The sequence below is a fragment of the Streptomyces sp. NPDC048192 genome (genome assembly GCF_043202415.1).
Classification (GTDB): domain Bacteria; phylum Actinomycetota; class Actinomycetes; order Streptomycetales; family Streptomycetaceae; genus Streptomyces.
Genome location: NZ_JBIDAL010000006.1, coordinates 140,681 through 165,369 on the forward strand (window position 1 = coordinate 140,681; position 24,689 = coordinate 165,369).

Sequence of the window (24,689 nt, forward strand, 5' to 3'; positions counted from 1 at the left end):
TAGTCCGAATGGCAAGATGCGGTAAACCCACGAGGTCGCGACACCCGAAGGTGTGTGTTCTCGCCGACCCATCGCACGTCTTCCCAGCCGCCGGAGGAACCACGATGACCGCAAGCTCCACCCCTCGTACGACCGCCGCTCGCTCCCGTCTGGCAGCGGCCGGTGCGATCGCGGTCGCGGGCGCCCTGCTGCTCACCGGCTGCGGTGACCAGACCAAGAACGACACCAAGGGCTCCGGCAGCGCGTCGACGGCCTCCGCGCCGCTGGCCGGCAAGCTCCCCAAGGAGATCCGGGACAAGGGCAGGATCGAGGTCGGCTCGGACATCGCGTACGCGCCCGTGGAGTTCAAGGACTCCTCCGGCAAGGCCGTCGGCCTGGACCCGGACCTGGCGGCGGCCATGGGCAAGCAGCTCGGCGTGAAGCTGGAGTTCCAGAACGGCACGTTCGACGCCCTGCTCACCGGATTGCGCTCCGGCCGCTACGACATCGCGATGTCGGCGATGACGGACAACAAGAACCGCCAGGAGGGCGTCGACCCGGACACGGGCAAGAAGGTCGGCGAGGGCGTCGACTTCGTCGACTACCTGACCGCCGGCGTCTCCATCTACACCCGCAAGGGCGACACCCAGGGCATCACCGGCTGGTCGGACCTGTGCGGCAAGAAGATCGCCGTCGAGCGCGGCACCGTCTCGGAGGACCTGGCCAAGCAGGAGGCCAAGAAGTGTCCGAGCGGCAAGAAGCTCACCATCGAGCCCTTCGACGACGACCAGCAGTCCCAGACCCGGCTGCGCTCGGGCGGGGTGGACGCGGCCTCCTCCGACTTCCCGGTCGCCGCGTACGCGGTGAAGACCTCCGGCGGCGGCAAGGACTTCCAGATCGTCGGCCAGCAGGTCGAGGCGGCCCCGTACGGCATCGCCGTGGCGAAGAAGGACACCCAGCTGCGCGACGCGCTGCAGGCCGCGATGAACGCGATCATCAAGAACGGCGAGTACGCGAAGATCCTCCAGAAGTGGGGCGCCCAGGACGGCGCCGTCAAGGAGTCCGTGATCAACGGCGGCAAGTGACCCGCGCCGGCGGCCACTGAGAGGCACCACCCGTGACTGACATCGAGAAGACGGCCGGGCAGGAGAGCGCTGCCCCGGCCGGCGGCCCGGAGGCCATCAAGGCCATCCCGGTCCGCCACTACGGGCGATACGTTTCCGCCCTCATAGCCATCGCGATCCTCGTCGCGATCGTCTACGCCTTCGGCCAGGGCAAGATCAACTGGCATGCGGTGCCGGACTACTTCTTCGACCACCGCATCATGACCGGCGTCTCAAAGACGCTGCTGCTGACCGTCCTGTCGATGCTGATCGGCATCGTCGGCGGCATCGTCCTCGCCGTCATGCGGCTGTCGAAGAACCCGGTGACCTCGTCGATCGCGTGGTTCTACATCTGGTTCTTCCGCGGCACCCCGGTCCTGGTCCAGCTGTTCCTGTGGTTCAACCTGGGCCTGGTCTTCGAGTACGTCAACCTGATGCCGTTCTACAAGGACTACTGGTCGAACTTCATGACGCCGCTGCTGACGGCGCTGCTCGGCCTGGGTCTGAACGAGGCGGCGTACATGGCCGAGATCTGCCGGGCGGGCCTGCTCGCGGTGGACGAGGGCCAGACCGAGGCGGCCCACGCGCTCGGCATGAGCCACGGCAAGACGCTGCGGCGGGTGATCATCCCGCAGGCGATGCGCGTGATCGTGCCGCCGACCGGCAACGAGGTCATCAACATGCTGAAGACGACCTCGCTCGTGGCGGCCGTCCAGTATCCCGAGCTGTTCCGCTACGCGCAGGACATCGGCCAGAACTCCGGCGCCCCGGTGGAGATGTACTTCCTCGCCGCCGCCTGGTACCTGATCATGACGTCCGTCCTGAGCGTCGGCCAGTACTACATCGAGCGCTACTACGCCCGCGGCTCCAGCCGCCAGCTGCCGCCGACGCCGTGGCAGAAGGTGAAGGCGAACATGTTCTCCCTGGGCCGCCCGAAGGGAGGCATGGCATGACCGGCAACCCGGGCAAGACGCAGGACACCGTGCCGTCCAAGGGCTCGGTCCCCATGGTCAGGGCGCAGGGCGTGCACAAGTCCTTCGGCCATGTCGAGGTGCTCAAGGGCATCGACCTGGAGGTGAAGCCGGGCGAGGTGTTCTGCCTGATCGGCCCCTCCGGTTCCGGCAAGTCGACCTTCCTGCGGTGCATCAACCACCTGGAGAAGATCAACGCGGGCCGGCTCTACGTCGACGGCGAGCTGGTCGGCTACCGCCAGCAGGGCGACAAGCTGTACGAGCTGCGCGACCGCGAGGTCGCCATGAAGCGCCGGGACATCGGCATGGTCTTCCAGCGCTTCAACCTGTTCCCGCACATGACGGCGCTGGAGAACGTCATGGAGGCGCCGGTGCAGGTCAAGGGCCGGAGCAAGGCCGAGGCGCGGGAGCGGGCGATGGCCCTGCTGGAGCGCGTGGGCCTGGCCGACCGGGCCGGGCACTATCCCTCGCAGCTCTCCGGCGGCCAGCAGCAGCGGGTGGCGATCGCCCGTGCGCTCGCGATGGACCCGAAGCTGATGCTGTTCGACGAGCCGACCTCGGCCCTCGACCCGGAGCTGGTCGGCGACGTCCTGGACGTCATGCGGGACCTCGCCGAGTCGGGCATGACCATGGTCGTCGTCACCCACGAGATGGGCTTCGCCCGCGAGGTGGGCGACAGCCTGGTGTTCATGGACGAGGGCGTGGTGGTCGAGTCGGGCCACCCCCGCGACGTCCTGACGAACCCGCGGCACGAGCGGACGCAGTCCTTCCTGTCCAAGGTGCTGTAGCGGGCCCGCACGGCGAGGGGCGGCACGCCATGGGCGTGCCGCCCCTTCGCGTGTGCCCGGGCCGGCCGCTACTTGAGGGCGAGCAGCAGCGTGTCGGAGGGCGAGCACCACACCGGCCGGGCCTCCGCGAAGCCCTTCTCGCGCAGCACGCGCGCGTGCCAGGCCGCGCTCGGCGTGTCTCCGTCGGCGTGCTCGCCGTAGATCTCGAAGCGGCGGGCGGTGGGCTCGGCGAGGACCGGGTCCTCAGCAGCCAGCTGCCACCACTCGGCCCAGTCCAGGGCGCCGTCCCGCTTGGCCTGATCCATGCGCGCGTGGCGCTGGGCGCGCTCCGCCGCGTTGATCCGGGGCGTGCTGTCGTCGATCATGTGGTCCGCGTTCATGAAGACACCGCCGTCGCGGACCAGCCCCGCGACCTGGCCGTAGAGGGTCGCGAGGGGTTCGCTGTGCAGCCAGTGCAGGGCCGTGGCGGTCAGCACGGCGTCGTACGAGTCGTGCGGCAGCCGCTGCGTCCAGCCGGGGTCCTTGAGGTCGGCGGTGACGAGACGGACGCGCTCGTCGCCCTCGAAGGTGCCGCGCGCGATGGCGAGCAGGGCCGGGTCGAGGTCGACGCCGGTGCTCGTGGCCTGCGGGAAGCGGCGCAGCAGCCGGGCGGTGATGCTGCCGGTGCCGCAGGCGAGGTCGAGGACGCGCGGGGCCGTGCCCACCAGCGCCCCGACCATGTCGAGCATGATCCGGAAGCGCTCCTCGCGGTCCGGCATGTACCACTCCTGCTGCCGGTCCCAGCTCTCCTGCCACGCGGCCCAGTCGGTGCCCGTAGTCGTCGTCATGAAGCCTGCCCCCCTCGCCTGCGTAATACCCTGGAAGCACGACCGGCTGTTACCGACCGCAGACACGACCATAAAGCGCCCTCGTAAGGACTACAAGTGGAACTGGCCTATTACTCGGATTACGCCGTCCGTCTCGTCAACAGCGAGGAACCGGCCCGGGGCAAGGACTCGTTGACCTCGGTCGAGGCCGTCCGCGACCTCTTCGGGGCCAACGCGTCGGCGGCCCGCCGCGCCACCGACGCCGATGTCACCCGCTTCCGCTCGGTGCGGGCGCGGCTGCGCGCGGTCTTCGAGGCGGCCGACAAGGGCGACGAGACCCTCGCGGTGGACCTGCTGAACTCCCTGCTGCTGGAGTTCCCGGTCTCGCCGCAGATCTCCGGCCACGACTACCGGGACGAGGACGGCCGCCCGCTGTGGCACATGCACCTGGCCGACCACCCGTCGAACGCGACCGCGGGGTACGCGGCGATCGCCGCGATGGGCCTGGCCTTCCACCTCACCGAGTACGGCGTGGACCGCCTGGGCCTGTGCGAGGCCGCCCCCTGCCGCAACGCCTTCCTGGACACGTCCACCAACCGCTCGCGGCGCTACTGCTCCGACCGCTGCGCGACCCGCGCCAACGTGGCCGCCTACCGCGCCCGCAAGCGCCTGGAGGCCGACCGGTCGGGCAGCAGCGGCCTCGCCGCGGACAGCGCCCAGCGCACCAGCGCGAGCGGCGAGCGCTGACCGCCCGGCAGCGGCCGGTAACGGAAGCGCGCCCGCCCGAGGATCAGCTCGTCGGGCACGACCCCGTAGTCCGTGCTGTCCCCGCCCGCGTACGGGTTGTCCCCGAGCACCCACCAGCCGCCGTCGCGGCGCTCCACCGCGCGCTTGACGACGAGCAGGTCCTGCTGGAAGGGATGACGCAGGACGACGACGTCCCCCGGCCTGACCAGCGCGCCGTACTGCACCAGCAGCCGGTCCCCGTGCAGGAGCGTGGGCACCATGGACGGGCCCGTCACCTCGGCCAGTCCGAACGGCGCAACGGCCCTCCCCCGCTCCGTCTCCTGCGACAGCTCCGGCATGCCCGGCACCTCCCCGGTCCGTTCCTCCACCAGTCTCAGTCTGACCCTGGACTTTTGTCCTAAGCCCTAGGGGGCACCCGAGAAATCGCCTTCCCCAGGGAGTAATGTCGCACCTGAGAAGACGATCACGAGGAAGGAATGCTCCATGCTTTCCCGCCTGTTTGCCCCCAAGGTCAAGGTCAGCGCCCACTGCGACCTGCCCTGCGGCGTGTACGACCCGGCCCAGGCCCGCATCGAGGCGGAGTCGGTGAAGGCCATCCAGGAGAAGATGGCCGGCAACGACGACCCCCACTACCAGGCGCGTGCCACCGTCATCAAGGAGCAGCGCGCGGAGCTGGCCAAGCACCACGTCTCCGTCCTCTGGAGCGACTACTTCAAGGCCCCGCACTTCGAGAAGTACCCGGAGCTGCACCAGCTGGTCAACGACACCCTGAAGGCCCTCTCGGCCGCCAAGGCGTCCACCGACCCGGCGACGGGCCAGAAGGCTCTGGACTACATCGCCCAGATCGACAAGATCTTCTGGGAGACGAAGAAGGCCTGATCTCGGATCATGCCGTCGGCCGGCGACTTTCCTGGTCGCCAGGTCTTCCGGTCCGCACCCGGTCCACTGTCCGCCGAGCACGGCGGGCGGCTGTCCGCCGAACACGGCGTGCAGCACGGACCGGGTGCGGTCTTGCAGTTGACGGGCTCGCCCGCCGCCACGGTGAACTGACGGCGTGTAACTCGCGGGCCGGGCGCGCGTCGTGGCGTCAGCCCGTCAGGGCGGCGAGGGTGGCGTCCAGGTCGGTGGCCCTCGGCTGGTTGTGGGGGAGCCTGGCCAGGATCTTCGCCATGCCGCAGGTGTCGGTGAGGGCGGAGAAGACCAGACCGCCCGCGACGCCCGCGGAGAGCCAGCGGGCCGCGTTCCAGCGTCGTCCGGCGATCAGGCCGGTCAGGACCAGCGTTCCGGCGGCGAGCCGGACCTGGCGGTCCATGGCCCAGGGAGTGCGGGCGCCGGCGGGTCGGTGGGTGTCGTGGCCGAGCTGTGTCCAGGCCGCGGTGCCGCCGGTGAGGGTGGCCGCGGCGATGCCCTGGTCGGCCAGGCGCCGGCAGGCGGTCGCGGAACGGGCGCCGGAGGCGCACACGATGAGGAGATCACCGCGGTCCGCGGCGGCCTTCAGGGCGGGCACGGCCGCATCGAGGTGGTCCAGGGGGATGTTGTGGGCGCCGGGCAGATGGCCGGAGGCGTATTCGCCCGGCGTGCGCACGTCGATGACGGTCAGCTCGTGCAGGCGGGCGTCGGCCTGGTCGACGGTGAGGGCGGTGATGGGTGCCACGGGGATTTTCCTTTGCATGGTTCGGGTTACCCCCTTCGATAGGATACCCGCGGGGGTATCTCGAAGGAGCGTGGGGCTGTGGAACTGGCGATGGCTGCTGAGGAACTGAAGACGGTGGTCAACCGGCTGCGCCGGGCGCAGGGCCAGATCGCCGGTGTGATCAAGATGATCGAGGAGGGGCGGGACTGCGAGGACGTGGTCACGCAGCTCGCGGCGGCGTCCCGGGCGTTGGACAAGGCGGGTTTCGCGATCATCGCCACCGGACTGCAGCACTGCCTGACCGACGCGGACATGGCCGCCTCCGGCGACCGGGAGCAGATGCGGACCCGGCTGGAGAAGCTGTTCCTCTCCCTGGCGTGAGCCGCGCCGCCCCGGCGCCGAGTCATCAGTCCGGCCGTTCAGGTGAGGGCGTCGGTCAGCATGAAGGCGGCGACGGCCAGCAGGACGACGGCGAAGGTGCGCTGCAGCAGGGTGCCGGTGACCTTGGCGGCCAGGCGTTTGCCGTCCCAGGCGCCCAGGATCGCCGCCCCGGTGAAGGGGCCGGTCACCGCCCAGTCGATGCCGGCGGTGGTGGCGCCACGGGTGGCCAGGGACGCCAGCGAGTTCGCCGAGATCACCAGCAGGCTGGTGCCCACGGCGGCCTGCATCTCGAACGCCAGCACGGTGACCAGGGCCGGGACGGCGAGGAAGCCCCCGCCGACACCGAGCAGACCGGTCAGCGCGCCCAGCCCCGCGCCGGTGCCGGCGGCCTTGGCGGGCCGTGACCCGCCGGCCGCCGGGCCGGTGGCGGTGCGGCCGGGACGCAGCATCCGGACGGCGGCGAGCGCTGCCACGGCGGCGAACGCGGCTGTCAGCACCGGCTGGGGCAGGCGGCCCGCGGCGGCTCCGGCCGCGGCGGCGGGCAGGAGTCCGGCCGCGGCGAACAGGGCGCCGGCTCTCCAGCGGACGTTGCCGGCGCGGGCGTGGGCGTACAGGGCGGTGAGCGAGGTCGACGTGACGATGACCAGGCCGGCGGTGGTGGCGGCGGCCGGGGTGAAACCGAGCAGGTAGATCAGCGCGGGTACCGCCAGGACGCTGCCGCCCCCGCCGAGCGCGCCGAGCGCCAGCCCGACCACCGCCCCCGCGATCAGGGCCAGGATCACCGCGCTCACGCCATGCCCCCGCCGCTGCCGCCCTGGCCGGTGACCGGCAGGCCCGCACCCGCCCGGGCGGTCATGCCGCCGATGACGTCCGTGGGCTGAGCGCCGCGCCGGGCCGGCAGGCGCGCGGCCTGCCGGGAGCGGTGACCGGAGCGGCGGACCGTGACCACCGGCCTGCCCTGCGCGACCGCCGGGAGCGGTGCCCGGGCCGTCAGGCGGGAAGGGGGCGGGTGCGGCGCGCCGGGCGCGTGCCCGGCGCGCCACTCCGGTGTGTGCCGGACGTCCGGCAGGACGGCGGTGCCGTCGCCGGCCCGTTGACGGGCCTGCCGGGGGGTGAGGCGGCCGGGGCCGCGGCGGAGGAACGAGAACATCGTGCGATCACTTTCGTGCGGGTGGCGCGTGGGGGGCGTGTCAGTCGGTGCGCTCGGGGCGGACGAGGGTCAGTCCGGCCTCGGTGGCGGCCTCGAAGCCGTCGTCGACGGCGACCACGTCGCGGCCGGCGGCGTCGAGCAGGGAGGCGGCGATCGCCGCGCGCATCCCGCCGGCGCAGTGCACCCACACCACCCCGTCCGGCACCTCGCCCATACGGCCGTGCAGTTCGTGGACCGGGATGTGGACCGAGCCGTCGATGTGGCCGCCGGCGCGCTCGGAGTCCCGGCGCACGTCCAGAACGACCACGTCGTCGCCTCGCTCGCGGACGGCGGCGAGGCCGGCGAAGCGGGCGCGGGGGAAGGAGGCGAGCCGCTCGCCCTCGCGGACCCAGCCGGCCGGGTCGCCGGTGGCGGCGGCGGCCGGGCGGTCGATGCCCACCCGCGCCAGTTCCCGCTGCGCGGCGGCGAGCTGCTCCGCAGTGGCGGCGAGCAGGGTGACGGGCTTGCCCCACGGGATCAGCCAGGCGAGATAGGTGGCGAGCTTGCCGTCGCCCTCGAAGTTGAACGAACCGGCCACGTGCCCCTCGGCGAAGGCGGTGCGGCTGCGCAGGTCCACCACCCACTCCCCGGCGGCCAGCCGGGAGGCGATCTCCTCGGCGTCCGCAGGGCTCGGCGCGGTGAGGTCGACCGGTGCGGGGCCCGCGGCGTTGGCCGGGCCCATGTGCGCGTAGTAGGCGGGCACGTCGTCCAGCCCGGCGAGCATCCGGGTGACGAAGGTGTCCACGTCCAGGGTCAGCGCGTCGTTCGTCTCGCGCTCCCTGCCGATGGTGGTCGCGTCCCCCTCGGCCTGGGACGAGGAGCAGAAGCTGCCGAACCCGTGGGTGGGCAGCACCGGCACCTCGTCAGCCAGCTCGTCGGCCAGCCGGTGGGCGGAGGCGTGCTGGGCCCGGGCCAGCTGACCGGTCAGCCGCGGCTCCACCAGGTCGGGGCGGCCGACGGTGCCGATCAGCAGCGACCCGCCGGTGAACGCCGCCACGCCGTGCCCGTCCTCGGTCAGGGCGTAGGAGGTGTGGTGCGGGGTGTGCCCGGGAGTGGCGATCGCGCGCAGGACCAGGCCCTCGTCCACCGTCACGGTGTCACCGTCGGCGATCGGGGTACGGGCGAACGACACGTGCGCCCCGGCCGGCACCAGGTACCGGGCGCCGGTGACGCGGGCCAGCTCCAGGCCGCCGGTGACGTAGTCGTTGTGCACGTGGGTCTCGGCCACGAAGGCGATGCGCACCCCGCGGCGGGCTGCCGCGGCGATGACCTGGTCGATGTCCCGCGGCGGGTCCACGACCACCGCGGTGCGCGGGCCGCCGGCCAGGTAGCTGCGGTTTCCCAGGCCCTTGGCCTCCAGGGTGTCGACGAAGAACACGGCGCACGGCTCCTTTCGGAAGGAAGTACCCCCGGGGGTATCTGTCCCCCACCCTAACAGCTATACCCAGGGGGGTATTCCGGCGCCTTTCGATGACGGTCGTGAACGCGGGCACGGCCGCGCTGTCGGTGCCGTGTGCCAAGCTGTCGACGTGACCCTGGACGACCTCAGACGGCTGCGGCGGGTGCGCGACCGTATGGACCGTGAGTACGCCGAGCCGCTCGACATGACCGAGCTGGCCCGCGGCGCCCACATGTCCCCGGGCCACTTCCAGCGCAGCTTCCGCAAGGCCTTCGGGGAGACGCCGTACAGCTATCTGATGACCCGCAGGATCGAGCGGGCCAAGGCGCTGCTGCGGCGGGGCGACCTCACCGTCACCGAGGTCTGCCTGGCCGTGGGCTGTACGTCGCTCGGCTCCTTCAGCTCCCGCTTCACCGAGCTGGTCGGGGAGACGCCGAGCGCCTACCGGGCCCGCGACCACCAGGAGAGCGCGGTGATCCCGTCCTGCGTGGCCCGTACGTTCACCCGGCCCCGCCGCAGGCCCTACTGAGCGTCCGGTGCCCGGCGTCCGCGCCCGCCTCGTCCACTCGCGCGCGCACCCGCGCGGATGGGCCTAGCGTGTGGCCATGGACGTGAAACTCAAGCAGTGCTTCATCGCGGTGGACGACCATGACAAGGCGCTCGCCTTCTACCGTGACGTGCTCGGCCTGGAGGTCCGCAACGACGTGGGCTTCGAGGGCATGCGCTGGGTGACGCTGGGCTCGCCGCTCCAGCCGGACGTCGAGATCGTGCTGGAGCCGCCCGGCGCGAACCCGGACGCCTCCCCCGCCGACCGGCAGGCGCTCGCGGAGCTGCTGGCCAAGGGCATGCTGAGGGGGGTCATCTTCACGACCGAGGACTGCGACGCGCTCTTCGAGCGGGTGCGGGCGTCCGGCGCCGACGTCCTCCAGGAGCCGACGGACCAGCCGTACGGGGTGCGCGACTGCGCCTTCCGGGACCCGGCGGGCAACCAGCTGCGCTTCCTCCAGCGGCCCGCGGAGTGAAACCCCCGGCGGGTACGGGGAGTTCGCGCCCGCACGCCGAGCCCTGAGGCGGCCCGTCGCCGGTCATCCCCAGGGCTCCACCTCCACCACGGCGTCCGCCGGCACCGGCCCGTAGACGTGCGGGAACTCCTCCCCGCCCGGTTCCGCGGCCTCGTACTTCACCGGCGCTCCGACCAGCGCGGGGTCCACCACCAGGACCACCAGCTCGTCCGGGCCGTCGTAGCCGCCGTAGAGGAACTCGGCGATGCGCGGCAGCTGTTCGCGGGTGGAGAAGTGGATGAAGCCCTCTTCCCGCAGGGTGCGGCCACGGGTCGACACCTCGTAGGCGCCGCGCTCACGGGCCGCTTCCCACAGGGAGCGCTCGGTGATGTGGAAGATGCGGGGCAGTTTCGGCATGCGCCCACGCTACGGCGTCTGCCGTGAGCTCAGGAGGTTCCGGCCGCGGAACCGCCGGGGCGCGGCTGCCCGGTTCCGTCGGCCCGGACCGGGGCCCCGGAAGGCTCCCGGGAAGCGGCGCAGCCGGGGTTCCGGCAGGGGCCGGGCCCCCAGACCGGCACCCAGGCGCCCAGCGTCTTGCGCCGCCCTACGACCGTGTCGACGGGCTGCCCGCAGACGGGACAGACGTGATCCTCGCCGTCCATACCCTCAAGGGTAGGCCGGGCAGCGATCCAGCGCGCCGCCGAACCCGCGCGCCCACGTCCCCGCACACCCCACGGAGCGGGTCCGCCGCTCACGCGGTGCCCGCGCAAAGGGCCGGAACCGTCCGGAGCGCCGGGAGGGGGTGGTGGGTGCCGCCCGGCCGGAGGCACGGGCGTGCGGGGTCAGGTTCCGCGCGCGCCCGGGCTCCGGGTTCTCGGGGTCAGCTGCTGCGCCGGGTCACGAACTCGGCGAGTGCCAGCAGACCGCCCGCCGCCTCCGGGACGGGCACCGCGCGGGACAGCTCCTGCACGGCGCGCGCCATCCGGTCGGCCGCCTCGGCCTGGGCCCAGTCCCGGCCGCCCGCCCGCTCCACGGTCCGTGCGGTGCGCGCGATGCCCTCGTCGTCACCCGAGACGTACGGCTTGCCGTACAGCTCGGCGAGTTCGGCCGCCGCCTCGGTGCCGGAGGCGAGGGCCGCCACCACGGGCAGCGACTTCTTGCGGGCCGCGAGGTCGGCGCCGGCCGGCTTCCCGGTGTGCCGGGGGTCGCCCCATATGCCGATGACGTCGTCGATCAGCTGGAAGGCGAGCCCCGCCTGACGGCCGAAGCCGTCCAGCGCCGCCACCTCGTCGTCCCCGGCGCCCGCGTACAGCGCGCCGAGGGCGCAGGCGCAGCCGAGCAGGGCGCCGGTCTTCGCCTCGGCCATGGCGAGCACCTCGTCGAGGGTGACCTCGTCCGGCGCCCGGTGCTCCATGTCCGTGTCGGTGTGCTGTCCGGCGCACAGCTCCACGACACAGCCCGCGAGCCGGGCCGCGGCCGGCCCGGAGGCGGGGTGCGGGTCCTCGGCGAGCAGCCGCAGGGCCAGCGCCTGGAGGGCGTCGCCGGCGAGGATCGCGTCGGCCGCGCCGAACACGGTCCAGGCGGTGGGCCGGTGCCGGCGGGAGGTGTCCCGGTCCATCACGTCGTCGTGCAACAGCGTGAAGTTGTGGACCAGTTCCACCGCCACCGCCGCCCGGACCGCCGCCGTGCGGGCCGCCGGTCCGCCGAGGGCCTCGGCCGCCGCGAGGACGAGCGCGGGCCGGATCGCCTTGCCCGCGTTGCCGGCCGCCGCGGTGCCGTCCGCGTTCTGCCAGCCGAAGTGGTAGAGCGCGATACGGCGCAGCGGTCCGGGCAGCGAGGCGAGGGCCGCGCGCAGCTCCGGGTCGACGGCGGCCCGGGTGCGCTCGAGCAGCACCGCCGCCTCCGGTGTGTCGGGGTGTCCTTCGCGCCGTCCCCCGGCGTGCCGGTCGAGCGGGCCCGCACCGGTGTCGCCGGTCCCTGCCCGCCGGTCCCCCGCCGTGCCCGGGTGCGGCACGGCGGGGGAACGCCGTTCGGTCTCCGTCATGAACTCGGCCATGTCTCCCCCTCGACAGGTCCGCGGACACCGGCGTCGCCGGCCCGGCCGGACGCATATTCCGAGGGTCTACCCCGCCCGGCGGGCGGGGACACGGCCGCGAAGTGCGGAAACGTCACCTCCACCGGCCGATCTCGACGTTCTCCAGCACGCCGAGCGCGTCGGGGACCAGCACGGCGGCCGAGTAGTACGCCGTCACCAGGTACTTGATGACGGCCTGTTCGTTGATGCCCATGAACCGCACGGACAGGCTCGGCTCGATCTCGTCCGGGATGCCCGACTGCCTGAGGCCGATGACGCCCTGGTCCTGCTCGCCGGTGCGCATCGCGATGATCGAGGTCGTGCGCTGCGGGCTGACCGGGATCTTGTTGCACGGGTAGATCGGCACGCCGCGCCAGGTCGGGATGCGGTTGCCGGCGATCTCGATCGTCTCCGGGACCAGTCCGCGCTTGTTCAGCTCGCGCCCGAACGCGGCGATCGCGCGCGGGTGGGCCAGGAACAGCTTGGTGCTGCGGCGGCGGCTGAGCAGCTCGTCCATGTCGTCCGGGCCGGGCACGCCGTCGTGCGGCTGGATCCGCTGGTCGTACTCGCAGTTGTGCAGCAGGCCGAAGTCGCGGTTGTTGATCAGCTCGTGTTCCTGGCGCTCCTTGAGGGCCTCGACCGTGAGCCTGAGCTGCTGCTCGGTCTGGTTCATCGGCTGGTTGTACAGGTCGGCCACGCGCGTGTGGATGCGCAGCACGGTCTGGGCGATGCTCAGCTCGTACTCGCGGGGCCGGGGTTCGTAGTCGACGAAGGTGTGCGGGATGTCGGGCTCGCCGGAGTGGCCGGCCGCCAGCTCGACCTCCTTCTCGCCGTACTTGTTGGTCCGCTGCTCCGGCGTCGAACGCAGCCGCTGGAGGTGGTCGCGCAGGCTGTCGGCGCGCTCCGCGATCCGCTCGAAGTCGTCGCGGCTGAGGATCAGCACGGTGGTCGGGGTGTCCGCGCGGACGGTGTACTCCCAGATGGCGTCCGGGTCCAGCAGCGCCTGGTCGCCGAAGTAGGCGCCGTCGGCGAGGACTCCGAGGACGGCGTCGTCGCCGTAGGGGCCGGTGCCGATCTTCTCGACCCTGCCGTGCGCCAGCAGGTACACCTCGCCCGTGCGGTTGCCGAAGTCGGCGATCACCTGACCGGGGGCGAAGTCGCGCTGGCGGCAGCGCCGGGCCAGCTCCGCCAGCACCTCCTCGTCCTCGTAGCCGCGCAGGGCCGGCAGCTCGCCGAGTTCGGCCGGGATCACCTCGACCCGGTCCCCGGTCTTCACGAAGGTGATGCGGCCGTCGCCGACGGCGTACGCGAGCCGCCGGTTGACCCGGTACGTGCCGCCCTGGACGTCGACCCACGGGAGTGTGCGCAGCAGCCAGCGGGAGCTGATCTCCTGCATCTGCGGAACGGACTTGGTGGTGGTGGCCAGGTTCCGCGCTGCCGCCGTCCCGAGGGACTGCTGCGGCTTGCCCTGATCCGTGCGGACCTCTTCGCCTACCGACATAGAGAATTGCCTCCCAGGTATGCCCGGCGCCGAATCGCAGGGGGCACCGGTCTCGGCACCGAGCCTTCCAGCACGGAGCGTCATCGCTCAATTACCTGAAAGAGCGGGAATGGATCATCGGACTACTGGGCAGGAAGAGGGATCTCGCGCACCGTGTGTGCGGGTGCGGACAATGGACCGGTGACCAGCCCTGCCCCGCTCAGCCCCCGCCTGCCCTCCCCCCTGCACGAGGTGGACGACGAGCGGTTCGGGCGGCGCGGACTGCGGCTGCTGCTCAAGCGCGACGACCTGATCCACCCGGAGCTGATCGGCAACAAGTGGCGCAAGCTGGTGCCGAACATCGAGGCGGCGCGGGGCCGGCCGCTGGTCACCTTCGGCGGGGCGTACTCGAACCACCTGCGGGCCACCGCCGCCGCGGGCCGCATCCTGGGCCTGGACACCACCGGCGTGGTCCGCGGCGAGGAACTGGCCGGCCGGCCGCTGAACCCCTCCCTGGCCCGGTGCGCCGCGGACGGCATGCGGCTGCACTTCGTCGACAGATCGACGTACCGGCACAAGCACGAGCCGGAGACGCTGACGTCCCTCCTGCGCGCGGCCGGCGCCGAGGGGGCGTACGTCGTGCCCGAGGGCGGGAGCAACGGCGCGGCCGTGCGCGGGTGCCGGGCGCTGGGCGAGGAACTGCGCGGGCACGCCGATGTGGCCGCCGTGGCCTGCGGCACCGGCGGCACGCTCGCGGGCCTGGCCGCCGGCCTGGGACCGGGGCAGCGCGCGCTCGGCGTCCCGGTCCTGAAGGGCGGCTTCCTGGGCGCGGAGGTGGAGGCGCTGCAGGAACGTGCCTTCGGCGGACGCAGAGGCGACTGGTCCCTGGACGAGCGCTTCCACTTCGGCGGGTACGCCCGTACGACGCCCGCGCTGCACGCGTTCGCGGACGACTTCGAGGACCGTCACGACCTGCCCGTCGAACGTCTCTATGTCGCCAAGTTGCTCTACGGACTGGTCGCCCTCGCGGAGGAGGGCGCCTTCCCGCGCGGGACGACGGTCGCCGCCGTCGTCACCGGGCGCCCGTTCCCGTAGCGCTACTCCGCCTCCCGGTAGGCCGCCGCCTCCTCCAGGTCCAGGCGCCTGAGCAGCGCGCGCAGCATCTCGTCGTCGATGTAGCGGTGGTCGCGGAGCCTGACGAAGACCGCGCGTTCGGTGCCGATCACCTCGCGGGACAGCCGCCGGTAGGTGTCGTCCACGGACTCCCCGGTGATCGGGTTGGTCTGGCCGAGGCGCTCCCAGACGGCGTTGCGGCGGCGCTCCAGGACCGTGCGCAGCCGGTCGGCGAGCGGCGGGGGCAGGGTGTTGCGCTCGTCGGCGAGAAGGTCGTCCAGGCGCTTCGCGGCGGCCAGGGAGGCCTGTGCCTGGGCGTTGGCCTCGGCGAGCGTCTCGGCCTGCGGGTCGCGGCCGGGGAACCGCAGCAGCCGGATCAGGGGCGCCAGGGTGAGGCCCTGCACCACGAGGGTGCCGATGACCGTGGTGAAGGTCAGGAACAGGATCAGGTTGCGCTGCGGGAAGGGGGCCCCGCCGTGCACGGTGAGCGGGATGGAGAACGCGATGGCCAGGGAGACCACCCCGCGCATGGCGGCCCACCCGGTCACCACCGGCGCCCGCCAGGTGGTGTCCTGCTCCCGCTCCCTGATGCGCCGGAACAGCGCGCGGGGCAGGAACGTCGCCGGGAACACCCACGCGAAGCGGGCCGCGACCACCACCAGGAAGACCGCGATCGCGTACCAGGCAGCCTCGGCGCCCCGGTAGTCGCCCAGTCCCTTGAGGACGGTGGGCAGTTGCAGGCCGATCAGCGCGAACACCGCCGACTCCAGCAGGAAGGCGACCATCCGCCACACCGCGTCCTCCTGCAGCCGGGTGGCGAAGTCGACCTCCCACGCGCGGTGCCCGAGATAGACCGCGACCACCACGACCGCGAGGACGCCGGAGCCGTGGAACTGCTCGGCGACGCCGTAGGCGACGAACGGGATCAGCAGGGAGAGGGTGTTCTGGAGCAGGACCTCCTTCAGGTGGGTGCGCAGCCAGTGGATCGGCACCATGAGCACCAGGCCGACGACGACGCCCCCGATGGCGGCCCGCAGGAACTCGCCGATTCCGCCCGCCCAGGTGGCGCCCTCGCCGACGGCGGCGGCCAGCGCCACGCGGTAGGCGGTGATCGCGGTGGCGTCGTTGAGCAGCGACTCGCCCTGCAGGATGGTGGTGATCCGGGAGGGCAGGCCGACCCGGCGCGCGATCGACGCGGCCGCGACCGCGTCCGTCGGCGCGACCACCGCGCCCAGCACCAGCGCGGCGGGCAGCGGCAGCCCCGGTACGACGAGGTAGGCGACCCAGCCGACGGCGAAGGTCGCGAACAGCACGTACCCGATCGACAGCAGCCCCACGGGCCGCATCTGGGCGCGCAGATCCAGGTAGGAGCTCTCGGTGCCCTCCTTGTACAGCAGCGGCGGCAGCACCAGCGGCAGGACGATGTCCGGGTCCAGGGTGTAGTGCGGGACCCCGGGCAGGTACGACACCGCAAGGCCCGCGGCGACCAGCAGCAGCGGCGCCGGCACCGGGGTGCGCCGGGCGGCCCCCGCGACCGCCGCACTGCCCGCCACCAGCAACAGCAGCGGCATCACGTCCATGGACCTCGCCCACCCTCGTTTTCCGCGCGGTCACCCGCACGCCCGTCGTAATCTGGCAATCATGAAACAGTGCACGCACGCCGACGCGCTGCCGCACCCGGAGCCGGAGCCGCTCGACCGCACCTGCCCGGAGTGCCTCCGGGACGGCACGCACCCGGTCCAGCTGCGCCTGTGCCTTTCCTGCGGCCACGTGGGCTGCTGCGACTCCTCGCCCGGCAGGCACGCGACACGGCACCACGAGGACTCCGGTCACCCGGTGATGCGGACGTTCGAGCCCGGCGAGGACTGGCGGTGGTGCTTCGTCGACCACGTGCTGGTCTGAGCGCCCCGGCCGTCGGCGGGATTCCCGGGATCGTGTTCCCGTTCGACCCCGTCGTCGTGTGACACTGCATGCGGTGGCCGCCTGGCGACGGTTCGGGCGTCTGACGTCTGGGTACGTCAATCCGGCGCGCGCTGTTCCCATTTGGGGGCGCGAACCCTCTAGACACGGAGCGTATACACAGCTTTACTGTGAGTGACGCCAGGGGGGTTGGGGTCCCGGGACAGGACCGTTCGGAGCGCGATAGCGTCACCGCGGAACCACGTACGCGTTACCCCGGGGGGCGACCCTCGGCCCCGTAGAGCTTGTACCACCATGGAGGTGAGGGTGTCCCAGATCGCAGGCGAGCCCGCGGCGAATCAGGACTTCGTGGAAGTCCGGCTGCCGGCCGCGGGTGCCTACCTGTCGGTGCTGCGGACGGCCACGGCCGGTCTCGCGGCCCGCTTGGACTTCACCCTGGACGAGATCGAGGACCTGCGCATCGCCGTGGACGAGGCCTGCGCGATCCTGCTCCAACAGGCCGTGCCCGGCTCCGTGCTCGGCTGTGTCTTCCGGCTCGTCGACGACTCGCTGGAGGTCACGGTCTCGGCGCCGACCACGGACGGTCACGCCCCGTCGCGGGACACCTTCGCCTGGACCGTGCTCTCGGCCCTCGCGGGCAAGGTCTCGTCCGCCGTCGACGAGGACAAGACCGTGTCGATCAGCCTCTACAAACAGCGCGGCGCGGGCCCCGGCCCGGCGTGAGGAACGGGGACGGTCCGGTGCGGGACGAAGAGCGCGGCACACGGGAGCTGCCGGCCGGGGACGGGGGTGCCCCCTGGCCGAGCACGGACGACGTCTCCGGGGCGGCTGCCCCGGGCATGTCCCGGCGCATGACGGACGGCGTCGACGGCATCCCCGAGCAGGCCAGGCCGCATCCGGAGGACGACTCCGCGCGGATCGGTGGTGACGGCGCCGTCCAGGACGCACCACCGGCAGGGCCCCGCGGCCGCACGGGGGCCAGGGCTCGCAGAAGGGCTACGGGCGGGACGATGAGCGAGCACGAGCGGTACGCCGGGGACGAGGCGCTGAACACGGAGGCCGTACCGGCCGTGCAGCACGACCCGGCGGACCGCAGCGGGGCGCGGGCGATGTTCGTGAAGCTGCGCGCGCTGGACCCGGGCAGCCCGGAGTACGCGGAGCTGCGCAACCAGCTGGTCCGTATGCACCTGCCGCTCGTGGAGCACCTGGCCCGCCGGTTCCGCAACCGCGGCGAGCCGCTGGACGACCTCACCCAGGTCGCCACGATCGGTCTGATCAAGTCCGTCGACCGGTTCGACCCGGAGCGCGGCGTGGAGTTCTCCACGTACGCCACCCCGACCGTGGTCGGCGAGATCAAGCGGCACTTCCGGGACAAGGGCTGGGCGGTCCGGGTGCCGCGCCGGCTGCAGGAGCTGCGCCTGTCGCTGACCACGGCGACGGCCGAGCTGTCCCAGCTGCACGGCCGCTCCCCCACGGTCCACGAGCTGGCCGAGAAGCTCGCGATCTCGGAGGAGGAGGTCCTGGAGGGCCTGGAGTCCGCCAACGCGTACTCCACGCTGTCCCTGGACGTCCCCGACACCGACGACGAGTCCCCGGCGGTCGCCGACACCCTCGGCGCGGAGGACGAGGCGCTGGAGGGCGTGGAGTACCGGGAGTCGCTCAAGCCGCTGCTGGAGGACCTTCCGCCGCGCGAGAAGCGGATCCTGCTGCTGCGCTTCTTCGGGAACATGACCCAGTCGCAGATCGCGCAGGAGGTCGGCATCTCCCAGATGCACGTCTCCCGGCTGCTGGCCCGCACCCTGGCCCAGCTGCGGGAGAAGCTGCTGGTGGAGGAGTAGCAGGACGAGAGCGCGGGCTACTCGGCGCGGCCCGGTCCCTTGATGCCGAGGGCCCGGGTCGTCTCGCCGTTGACGAGCAGCACCAGCGCCGCCACGGCGACGACCGCGATGACGGCACCGGCGGGGATGGCCATGCTGTCCGCCTTGAGCAGGTTGTAGGCGATCGGCAGCGCCATGAGCTGGGTGATCACCGCCGGCCCGCGGCTCCAGCTGCGCCGCAGCAGCAGTCCGCGCGCGGCGAGCAGCGGCAGCAGGGCGAGGACGACGAGCGTGACGCCGAGGGTCACGGCCTGCTGCCGGTCGTCCGGGTCGCCGGCGATCCCGAGCACGAGCACCCACAGGCCGCCGGCCACCAGCGCGACGCCTTCCAGCCCGGCCAGCACGGCGGCATAGGTCAGCCGGCGGGGCCGGGGGCCGGCGGGGGCTTCGGCGGTGTCCTGGGCGGGCTTCTGCTGACTGCTCACCCCAGCAGGGTAGCCGGGGCCCGGGCGGTGTCCGACGGGCGGCTCCGGCGCGGCGGGGCCCCACGTGGCCAGGCTCACGCCTGCGTCTCTTACCGGATCCCTACCTCGGTCTGGGCCAGGTACCCCCCAGTAGGTACGCTGCCCTGCATGCGTGCACTTCTCGTGGTCAATCCGGCGGCAACCACCACAAGCGCACGCAGACGTGACGTGCTGATCCACGCGCTGGCGAGCGAGATGAAGCTGGAGGCGGTCACCACCGAGTACCGCGGCCACGCGCGCGACCTCGGCCGGCAGGCGGCGGACAGCGAGGACATCGACCTCGTGGTGGCCCTCGGCGGCGACGGCACGGTCAACGAGGTCGTCAACGGTCTCCTGCACGCCGGTCCGGCACTGGACCGCCTGCCCGGTCTGGCGGTGGTGCCCGGCGGCTCCACGAACGTCTTCGCGCGCGCCCTGGGCCTGCCGAACGACCCGGTCGAGGCCACCGGCGCCCTGCTGGACGCGCTGCGGGAGGGCAGGGAGCGGATCGTCGGGCTCGGTCTGACCTCCGGCACGCCCGGCACCGAGGACGAGGCGGTCCCGGACCGCTGGTTCACCTTCAACGCGGGGCTCGGGTTCGACGCGGGGGTCGTCGGACGGGTCGAGCAGCAGCGGGAGCGCGGGAAGAAGTCGACCCATGCGCTGTACGTGCGTCAGGTGGTCCGGCAGTTCCTCGGCGAGCCGAACCGCCGGCACGGCACGATCACCCTGGAGCGGCCCGGCGAGGACCCGGTCACCGATCTGGTGGTGGCCATAGTCTCGAACACGTCCCCGTGGACGTATCTCGGCAATCGCCCCATGTACACGTCACCCAAGGCCTCGTTCGACACCGGCGTCGACGTGCTCGGTCTCAGCCGTCTGTCGACGGCCGCGGTTGCCCGGTATGGCACCCAGTTGCTCACTTCGTCCCCCGAGCGTGGACCCCATGGCAAGCACGTGGTCTCACTGCACGATCTGGATCACTTCACCTTGCATTCGAAGGCTCCTCTGCCCCTGCAGATGGACGGAGACCACCTGGGACTGCGTACGAGCGTGACGTTCACAGGTGTACGCCGTGCACTGCGTGTGATTGTGTGAGCGGAAGAGGCAAAAGTCCTTTCACTCGAACGTTTAGGCCAGGATCCACCCCATGGAAGTACGGCTGTGACCTAGTCGACACCGAGGAATCAAAAAAAACTTTCCGGAAGGGGTTGTATCCGCCGCTGAGGTTTGCGAGTCTCTACGTGGCGATCGGGACGGCCCGCAACACCGGCCTCCACTGATCACCGGAACCCCTCTTCACATCACAGGACCACGCCGGGGAAGACTCGGCGGTCGGCCCTTCACTTGTTGAGGGATTCGTGAAAGCGTTCACATTCACAAGCAACCTGCACGTCATACGTACAGAGAACCTAGGAGAGGTAGCAGCCATGGACTGGCGTCACAACGCCGTTTGCCGCGAGGAAGACCCCGAGCTCTTCTTCCCCATCGGCAACACCGGTCCTGCGCTGCTGCAGATCGAGGAAGCCAAGGCCGTCTGCCGTCGCTGCCCGGTGATCGAGCAGTGTCTGCAGTGGGCGCTCGAGTCCGGTCAGGACTCCGGCGTCTGGGGTGGTCTCAGCGAGGACGAGCGCCGCGCCATGAAGCGCCGCGCCGCCCGCAACCGGGCTCGTCAGGCCTCCGCCTGACACACCCACCCCTGCTGACAGCCTGAGCTTGGCGGCGCGTGCAGCACGCACGCATCTCCCGCCCCCGAGCCGCAGCGCGCAGTAACCCCCGATGCGCTTAGCACTACGCGGAGCAGCAACGAGCACGAGCCTCGGACCGACGGCGGTCCGGGGCTTTTTGCTGTGCCCGGACGGGCCCGGGTGGTCAACCGGCCCCGGATGTACGCCGTTTGGGGCGGGCTACTTCTGCGCCCGCACCGGGATGTCCAGGATCACCCTGGTCCCCCGCCCCGGCGCCGGCACCATGTCGAAGGCGCCGCCGAGCTCCCCCTCTACCAGGGTGCGCACGATCTGCAGGCCCAGGTTGCCCGAGCGGTGCGGGTCGAAGCCCTCGGGCAGGCCGACCCCGTCGTCCTGGACGGTGACCAGCAGGCGGGCCTCCTTCGCCGTACCGCCGCGGACCGCGGAGACCTCGACCGTGCCGGTGTCGCCCTGCCGGAAGCCGTGCTCCAGGGCGTTCTGCAGGATCTCGGTGAGGACCATCGACAGCGGGGTGGCGACCTCGGCGTCGAGTATGCCGAAGCGCCCGCTGCGCCGGCCGGTCACCTTGCCCGGCGAGATCTCGGCGACCATCGCGAGCACGCGGTCGGCGATGTCGTCGAACTCCACCCGCTCGTCCAGGTTCTGAGACAGCGTCTCATGGACGATGGCGATGGAGCCGACCCGGCGGACGGCCTCCTCCAGGGCCTCCCGGCCGCGCTCGGAGTCGATGCGCCGGGCCTGGAGCCGCAGCAGCGCGGCCACCGTCTGGAGGTTGTTCTTCACCCGGTGGTGGATCTCCCGGATGGTGGCGTCCTTGGTGATCAACTCCCGTTCGCGGCGGCGCAGTTCGGTGACGTCCCGGCACAGCACCAGCGAACCGATCCGGGTGCCCTTGGGTTTGAGGGGGATGGCCCGGAACTGGATGACGCCGTCGTTGGCCTCGATCTCGAACTCGCGCGGCGCCCAGCCGCTCGCGAGCTTGACGAGCGCCTCGTCCACCGGGCCGCGGGTCGGGGCGAGTTCGGCGGTGGTCTGCCCGAGGTGGTGGCCGACCAGGTCGGCGGCGAGGCCGAGGCGGTGGTAGGCGGACAGCGCGTTCGGCGAGGCGTACTGGACGATCCCGTCGGCGTCCAGCCTGATCAGGCCGTCGCCGACGCGCGGCGAGGCGTCCATGTCGACCTGCTGGTCGGGGAAGGGGAAGGAGCCGGCCGCGATCATCTGCGCCAGGTCGGAGGCGCTCTGGAGGTAGGTCAGCTCCAGCCGGCTCGGGGTGCGCACGGTCAGCAGGTTGGTGTTGCGGGCGATCACGCCGAGGACACGGCCCTCGCGCCGGACGGGGATGGACTCGACCCGTACGGGGACCTCTTCGCGCCACTCCGGGTCGCCCTCGCGCACGATCCGGCCCTCGTCCAGCGCCGCGTCCAGCATGGGCCGGCGGCCGCGCGGGACGAGGTGGCCGACCATGTCGTCCTGGTAGGAGGTGGGGCCGGTGTTGGGGCGCATCTGGGCCACCGAGACGTACCGGGTGCCGTCCCGGGTGGGGACCCACAGAACCAGGTCGGCGAAGGACAGGTCGGAGAGCAGCTGCCACTCCGAGACCAGCAGGTGCAGCCACTCGAGGTCGGAGTCGTCGAGGGCGGTGTGCTGGCGGACCAGTTCGTTCATGGAGGGCACGTCTGCGAGCGTACCCGCACGTTCGAACGTGGCCGAAAAACACCCGCGGGCCGCGGCGCCTGGAAGGGACCCTCAACCCTCCCGGCACCGCAGCCCGGAGCATCATCGGCCGTGGGGTGTGCGGTCCCGGTCGGCCGAAGGTCGAGGAGCCGGGGCAGTCAGGGCAGAGAGCTCCGGTTCCTCGGTCCGCCTTCCTGTGCGGGGAAGGCGGAGGCTTGTTCAGTTGGCTGCCCGGTGTCGATTGTGGACTAGACCACATGGCTGTGTCCATGCCCTGACCGGCATGGCGCCCCCTGAACGACCCGGCGCATGGCACCCGATGCCATGCAGCCTAGCCCGCCTCGGTCGGCCGCGGGGCCAGATGGCCGCGGCAATTTCCGCGAGCGCCCCGGCGCCTGCCGGCGCACGCCGTCGCGGTTCCGCCCGGACATGCCCGCGGCGCTTCCCGGAGGCCGGGGGCGCGCGGTCCGGCGCGGTGGCACGATCGAGAACAGGGCGGGGGTCGTGTCCGGCGGACCCCCTTCTGTTAGATTGGTCTAAACCACATAGTGACGCCCAGAGCCCACTTCAGAACGGCAGGCCCAGCGTGGAAGTTGTCATCGTTCCGGACGCCGCGGCGGGTGGCGAGCTGATCGCCGAGGCCATGACGCAGCTGCTGCGACGCAAGCCCGACGCCCTGCTCGGCGTGGCCACCGGCTCCACCCCGCTGCCCGTCTACCGGGCGCTGACCGCCAAGGTGCGCTCCGGCGCCGTCGACGCCTCGCGGGCGCGCATCGCCCAGCTCGACGAGTACGTGGGGCTGCCCGCCGACCACCCCGAGTCCTACCGCTCGGTGCTGCGCCGCCAGGTGCTGGAGCCGCTCGGCATCGGCATGGACAAGTTCCTCGGGCCCGACGGCACCGCCGAGGACGTCCAGGCGGCCTGCGCGGCGTACGACCGGGCGCTCGCCGAGGCCGGCGGGGTGGACCTGCAGCTGCTCGGGATCGGCACCGACGGGCACATCGGGTTCAACGAGCCCTGCTCCTCGCTCGCCTCGCGCACCCGGATCAAGACGCTGACCGAGCAGACCCGGATCGACAACGCGCGTTTCTTCGACGGCGACATCGAGCAGGTCCCGCACCACGTCATCACCCAGGGCATCGGCACCATCCTGGAGGCCCGGCACCTGGTGCTGCTGGCGACCGGCGAGGGCAAGGCGGACGCGGTCGCCGCCACCGTCGAGGGGCCGGTCGCGGCGGTCTGCCCGGCCTCCGCGCTCCAGCTGCACCCGCACGCCACGGTGGTCGTCGACGAGGCGGCCGCGTCCAAGCTGAAGCTGGCCGACTACTTCCGCCACACCTACGCGGGCAAGCCGGACTGGCAGGGCATCTGACCCCACCCGGCCGCCGGTTGGACTAGACCAGCCTTGGTCACCACTGTATATAGAGGAAATCACGGAGCGTGCGGGTGGAGTCCTGACAGAAGAACCCGTGCCACGATGTGAGCCGTGACCGGTGGGCTGCCGGTCGCTGTCGGCACCGGAGCCGGGAAGGCAGAGCATGAGCACCGACGTCAGCAGTGCGGAGAACGAGGCCGGGACGACCGTCCGTACGGCGCGCGTGCCCAAGTACTACCGCCTGAAGAAGCACCTGCTCGACATGACCGAGACGCAGGCGCCGGGCACGCCGGTCCCGCCGGAGCGCACGCTGGCGGCCGAGTTCGACACCTCCCGCACGACGGTCCGCCAGGCCCTGCAGGAGCTGGTGGTCGAGGGCCGCCTGGAGCGCATCCAGGGCAAGGGCACCTTCGTCGCCAAGCCCAAGGTCTCCCAGGCGCTCCAGCTCACCTCCTACACCGAGGACATGCGCGCCCAGGGCCTGGAGCCCACCTCGCAGCTGCTGGACGTCGGCTACATCACCGCCGACGACCGGCTCGCCGGGCTGCTCGACATCGCCGCCGGCGGACGGGTGCTGCGCATCGAGCGGCTGCGCATGGCCAACGGCGAGCCGATGGCCATCGAGACCACGCACCTGAGCGCCAAGCGCTTTCCGGCCCTGCGCCGCTCCCTGGTGAAGTACACCTCCCTCTACACGGCGCTGGCCGAAGTCTACGACGTCCATCTCGCGGAGGCCGAGGAGACCATCGAGACCTCGCTGGCCACCCCGCGCGAGGCCGGCCTGCTCGGCACCGACGTGGGCCTGCCGATGCTGATGCTCTCCCGCCACTCCCTGGACCGCGAGGGCAAGCCGGTGGAGTGGGTGCGGTCCGTGTACCGGGGTGACCGCTACAAGTTCGTGGCGCGGCTGAAGCGGCCCGCCGAGTGAGACGCGTGATGTGAGGCCCGCGGAGTGGGGCGCGCGGGCCTTCGCTGAATCGATATACCGATATGTGAACGAGGTCTTCCGCTGGCGGGACACCGTCAC

The 24,689-nt window shown here is 72.0% G+C and carries 28 protein-coding genes; 16 read left to right on the forward strand and 12 right to left on the reverse strand.

Annotation, left to right across the window (positions count from 1 at the left end; all coding sequences use genetic code 11):
* The first annotated feature begins 104 nt into the window (after window positions 1-104).
* Genes ACGFZN_RS13985 through ACGFZN_RS13995 form a run of 3 tightly spaced genes read left to right on the forward strand, consistent with a single transcriptional unit; the run spans window position 105 to window position 2,841 of the window.
* On the forward strand, window positions 105-1,064 hold the full coding sequence (locus ACGFZN_RS13985) for an ABC transporter substrate-binding protein (RefSeq protein WP_393858690.1): 960 nt from the start codon (window positions 105-107) through the stop codon (window positions 1,062-1,064).
* Window positions 1,065-1,096: 32 nt separating this feature from the next.
* Complete coding sequence (locus ACGFZN_RS13990; RefSeq protein ID WP_393858691.1) at window positions 1,097-2,035, forward strand: amino acid ABC transporter permease; 939 nt, start codon at window positions 1,097-1,099, stop codon at window positions 2,033-2,035.
* A gap of 53 nt (window positions 2,036-2,088) precedes the next feature.
* A complete protein-coding gene (locus ACGFZN_RS13995; RefSeq protein WP_393858982.1) occupies window positions 2,089-2,841 on the forward strand; it encodes an amino acid ABC transporter ATP-binding protein in 753 nt (250 codons plus the stop codon).
* Window positions 2,842-2,909: 68 nt separating this feature from the next.
* Here ACGFZN_RS13995 and ACGFZN_RS14000 read toward each other — a convergent pair whose 3' ends face one another.
* Complete coding sequence (locus ACGFZN_RS14000) at window positions 2,910-3,668, reverse strand: class I SAM-dependent methyltransferase (protein ID WP_393858692.1); 759 nt, start codon at window positions 3,666-3,668, stop codon at window positions 2,910-2,912.
* Window positions 3,669-3,764: 96 nt separating this feature from the next.
* Between ACGFZN_RS14000 and ACGFZN_RS14005 the strand changes: the two genes are divergently transcribed.
* The gene (locus tag ACGFZN_RS14005; RefSeq protein WP_393858693.1) at window positions 3,765-4,394 is read left to right on the forward strand and encodes a CGNR zinc finger domain-containing protein; all 630 of its coding nucleotides are present in this window, start codon (window positions 3,765-3,767) and stop codon (window positions 4,392-4,394) included.
* Here ACGFZN_RS14005 and sodX read toward each other — a convergent pair.
* Window positions 4,298-4,732, reverse strand: coding sequence for a nickel-type superoxide dismutase maturation protease (sodX, locus tag ACGFZN_RS14010; protein ID WP_393858983.1), 435 nt, complete (start codon window positions 4,730-4,732; stop codon window positions 4,298-4,300). The genes ACGFZN_RS14005 and sodX overlap by 97 nt on opposite strands.
* Before the next feature lie 145 nt (window positions 4,733-4,877).
* On the opposite strand from sodX, the gene sodN reads away from it, so the two are divergent.
* Entirely contained in the window at window positions 4,878-5,273 is a 396-nt protein-coding gene (gene sodN / locus ACGFZN_RS14015) for a superoxide dismutase, Ni (protein ID WP_330337855.1), read from the forward strand.
* Window positions 5,274-5,481: 208 nt separating this feature from the next.
* Here sodN and ACGFZN_RS14020 read toward each other — a convergent pair whose 3' ends face one another.
* Entirely contained in the window at window positions 5,482-6,048 is a 567-nt protein-coding gene (locus ACGFZN_RS14020; RefSeq protein WP_393858694.1) for a rhodanese-like domain-containing protein, read from the reverse strand.
* A gap of 78 nt (window positions 6,049-6,126) precedes the next feature.
* Between ACGFZN_RS14020 and ACGFZN_RS14025 the strand changes: the two genes are divergently transcribed.
* On the forward strand, window positions 6,127-6,408 hold the full coding sequence (locus ACGFZN_RS14025; protein ID WP_010358257.1) for a metal-sensitive transcriptional regulator: 282 nt from the start codon (window positions 6,127-6,129) through the stop codon (window positions 6,406-6,408).
* Between the two features lie 38 nt (window positions 6,409-6,446).
* On the opposite strand, the gene ACGFZN_RS14030 is transcribed toward ACGFZN_RS14025, so the two are convergent.
* Genes ACGFZN_RS14030 through ACGFZN_RS14040 form a run of 3 tightly spaced genes read right to left on the reverse strand, consistent with a single transcriptional unit; the run spans window position 6,447 to window position 8,975 of the window.
* Window positions 6,447-7,199, reverse strand: a complete 753-nt coding sequence (locus ACGFZN_RS14030; RefSeq protein ID WP_393858695.1) for a sulfite exporter TauE/SafE family protein — start codon at window positions 7,197-7,199, stop codon at window positions 6,447-6,449.
* On the reverse strand, window positions 7,196-7,558 hold the full coding sequence (locus ACGFZN_RS14035) for a rhodanese-like domain-containing protein (RefSeq protein ID WP_393858696.1): 363 nt from the start codon (window positions 7,556-7,558) through the stop codon (window positions 7,196-7,198). Before ACGFZN_RS14035 ends, ACGFZN_RS14030 begins: the two co-directional genes overlap by 4 nt.
* 40 nt (window positions 7,559-7,598) lie before the next feature.
* Window positions 7,599-8,975 (reverse strand): rhodanese-like domain-containing protein, encoded by a 1,377-nt coding sequence (locus ACGFZN_RS14040; RefSeq protein WP_393858697.1) that lies wholly within the window; start codon window positions 8,973-8,975, stop codon window positions 7,599-7,601.
* A gap of 151 nt (window positions 8,976-9,126) precedes the next feature.
* On the opposite strand from ACGFZN_RS14040, the gene ACGFZN_RS14045 reads away from it, so the two are divergent.
* A complete protein-coding gene (locus ACGFZN_RS14045) occupies window positions 9,127-9,525 on the forward strand; it encodes a helix-turn-helix transcriptional regulator (RefSeq protein ID WP_330337856.1) in 399 nt (132 codons plus the stop codon).
* 76 nt (window positions 9,526-9,601) lie between these two features.
* Window positions 9,602-10,018, forward strand: coding sequence for a VOC family protein (locus ACGFZN_RS14050; RefSeq protein WP_330337857.1), 417 nt, complete (start codon window positions 9,602-9,604; stop codon window positions 10,016-10,018).
* 63 nt (window positions 10,019-10,081) lie between these two features.
* Here ACGFZN_RS14050 and ACGFZN_RS14055 read toward each other — a convergent pair whose 3' ends face one another.
* From ACGFZN_RS14055 to ACGFZN_RS14065, 3 genes are all read right to left on the reverse strand, one after another.
* On the reverse strand, window positions 10,082-10,414 hold the full coding sequence (locus ACGFZN_RS14055) for a DUF952 domain-containing protein (protein ID WP_393858698.1): 333 nt from the start codon (window positions 10,412-10,414) through the stop codon (window positions 10,082-10,084).
* 463 nt (window positions 10,415-10,877) lie between these two features.
* A complete protein-coding gene (locus ACGFZN_RS14060) occupies window positions 10,878-12,053 on the reverse strand; it encodes a family 2 encapsulin nanocompartment cargo protein polyprenyl transferase (protein WP_393858699.1) in 1,176 nt (391 codons plus the stop codon).
* A gap of 112 nt (window positions 12,054-12,165) precedes the next feature.
* A complete protein-coding gene (locus tag ACGFZN_RS14065; protein ID WP_393858700.1) occupies window positions 12,166-13,572 on the reverse strand; it encodes a family 2B encapsulin nanocompartment shell protein in 1,407 nt (468 codons plus the stop codon).
* A gap of 180 nt (window positions 13,573-13,752) precedes the next feature.
* Between ACGFZN_RS14065 and ACGFZN_RS14070 the strand changes: the two genes are divergently transcribed.
* The gene (locus ACGFZN_RS14070) at window positions 13,753-14,646 is read left to right on the forward strand and encodes a 1-aminocyclopropane-1-carboxylate deaminase/D-cysteine desulfhydrase (protein ID WP_393858701.1); all 894 of its coding nucleotides are present in this window, start codon (window positions 13,753-13,755) and stop codon (window positions 14,644-14,646) included.
* Window positions 14,647-14,648: 2 nt separating this feature from the next.
* Here ACGFZN_RS14070 and ACGFZN_RS14075 read toward each other — a convergent pair whose 3' ends face one another.
* Window positions 14,649-16,244 carry a Na+/H+ antiporter gene (locus tag ACGFZN_RS14075; protein WP_393858702.1) on the reverse strand — a complete coding sequence of 532 codons (1,596 nt, stop codon included), beginning with the start codon at window positions 16,242-16,244 and terminating at the stop codon, window positions 14,649-14,651.
* A gap of 61 nt (window positions 16,245-16,305) precedes the next feature.
* Between ACGFZN_RS14075 and ACGFZN_RS14080 the strand changes: the two genes are divergently transcribed.
* The 3 genes from ACGFZN_RS14080 (at window position 16,306) to ACGFZN_RS14090 (ending at window position 18,422) form a co-directional block, all read left to right on the forward strand.
* Window positions 16,306-16,566, forward strand: coding sequence for a UBP-type zinc finger domain-containing protein (locus ACGFZN_RS14080; RefSeq protein ID WP_393858703.1), 261 nt, complete (start codon window positions 16,306-16,308; stop codon window positions 16,564-16,566).
* A gap of 324 nt (window positions 16,567-16,890) precedes the next feature.
* Complete coding sequence (locus ACGFZN_RS14085; RefSeq protein WP_055705999.1) at window positions 16,891-17,307, forward strand: anti-sigma regulatory factor; 417 nt, start codon at window positions 16,891-16,893, stop codon at window positions 17,305-17,307.
* Window positions 17,308-17,324: 17 nt separating this feature from the next.
* The gene (locus ACGFZN_RS14090) at window positions 17,325-18,422 is read left to right on the forward strand and encodes an RNA polymerase sigma factor SigF (protein WP_393858704.1); all 1,098 of its coding nucleotides are present in this window, start codon (window positions 17,325-17,327) and stop codon (window positions 18,420-18,422) included.
* A gap of 17 nt (window positions 18,423-18,439) precedes the next feature.
* Here the strand turns inward: ACGFZN_RS14090 and ACGFZN_RS14095 are convergent, their stop codons facing one another.
* Window positions 18,440-18,886 (reverse strand): hypothetical protein, encoded by a 447-nt coding sequence (locus ACGFZN_RS14095; protein ID WP_393858705.1) that lies wholly within the window; start codon window positions 18,884-18,886, stop codon window positions 18,440-18,442.
* Between the two features lie 147 nt (window positions 18,887-19,033).
* Here ACGFZN_RS14095 and ACGFZN_RS14100 point away from each other — a divergent pair, with 147 nt between their 5' ends.
* Together ACGFZN_RS14100 and ACGFZN_RS14105 are read left to right on the forward strand one after the other, a co-directional pair.
* On the forward strand, window positions 19,034-20,002 hold the full coding sequence (locus ACGFZN_RS14100; protein ID WP_393858706.1) for a diacylglycerol/lipid kinase family protein: 969 nt from the start codon (window positions 19,034-19,036) through the stop codon (window positions 20,000-20,002).
* 332 nt (window positions 20,003-20,334) lie between these two features.
* Window positions 20,335-20,592 (forward strand): WhiB family transcriptional regulator, encoded by a 258-nt coding sequence (locus ACGFZN_RS14105; RefSeq protein WP_003992873.1) that lies wholly within the window; start codon window positions 20,335-20,337, stop codon window positions 20,590-20,592.
* A gap of 219 nt (window positions 20,593-20,811) precedes the next feature.
* Here the strand turns inward: ACGFZN_RS14105 and ACGFZN_RS14110 are convergent, their stop codons facing one another.
* Window positions 20,812-22,287 (reverse strand): PAS domain-containing sensor histidine kinase, encoded by a 1,476-nt coding sequence (locus ACGFZN_RS14110; protein WP_330337869.1) that lies wholly within the window; start codon window positions 22,285-22,287, stop codon window positions 20,812-20,814.
* 586 nt (window positions 22,288-22,873) lie between these two features.
* On the opposite strand from ACGFZN_RS14110, the gene nagB reads away from it, so the two are divergent.
* Window positions 22,874-23,659, forward strand: coding sequence for a glucosamine-6-phosphate deaminase (gene nagB / locus ACGFZN_RS14115; protein ID WP_393858707.1), 786 nt, complete (start codon window positions 22,874-22,876; stop codon window positions 23,657-23,659).
* Between the two features lie 166 nt (window positions 23,660-23,825).
* A complete protein-coding gene (locus ACGFZN_RS14120; RefSeq protein ID WP_330337871.1) occupies window positions 23,826-24,590 on the forward strand; it encodes a GntR family transcriptional regulator in 765 nt (254 codons plus the stop codon).
* Window positions 24,591-24,689 lie beyond the last annotated feature (99 nt).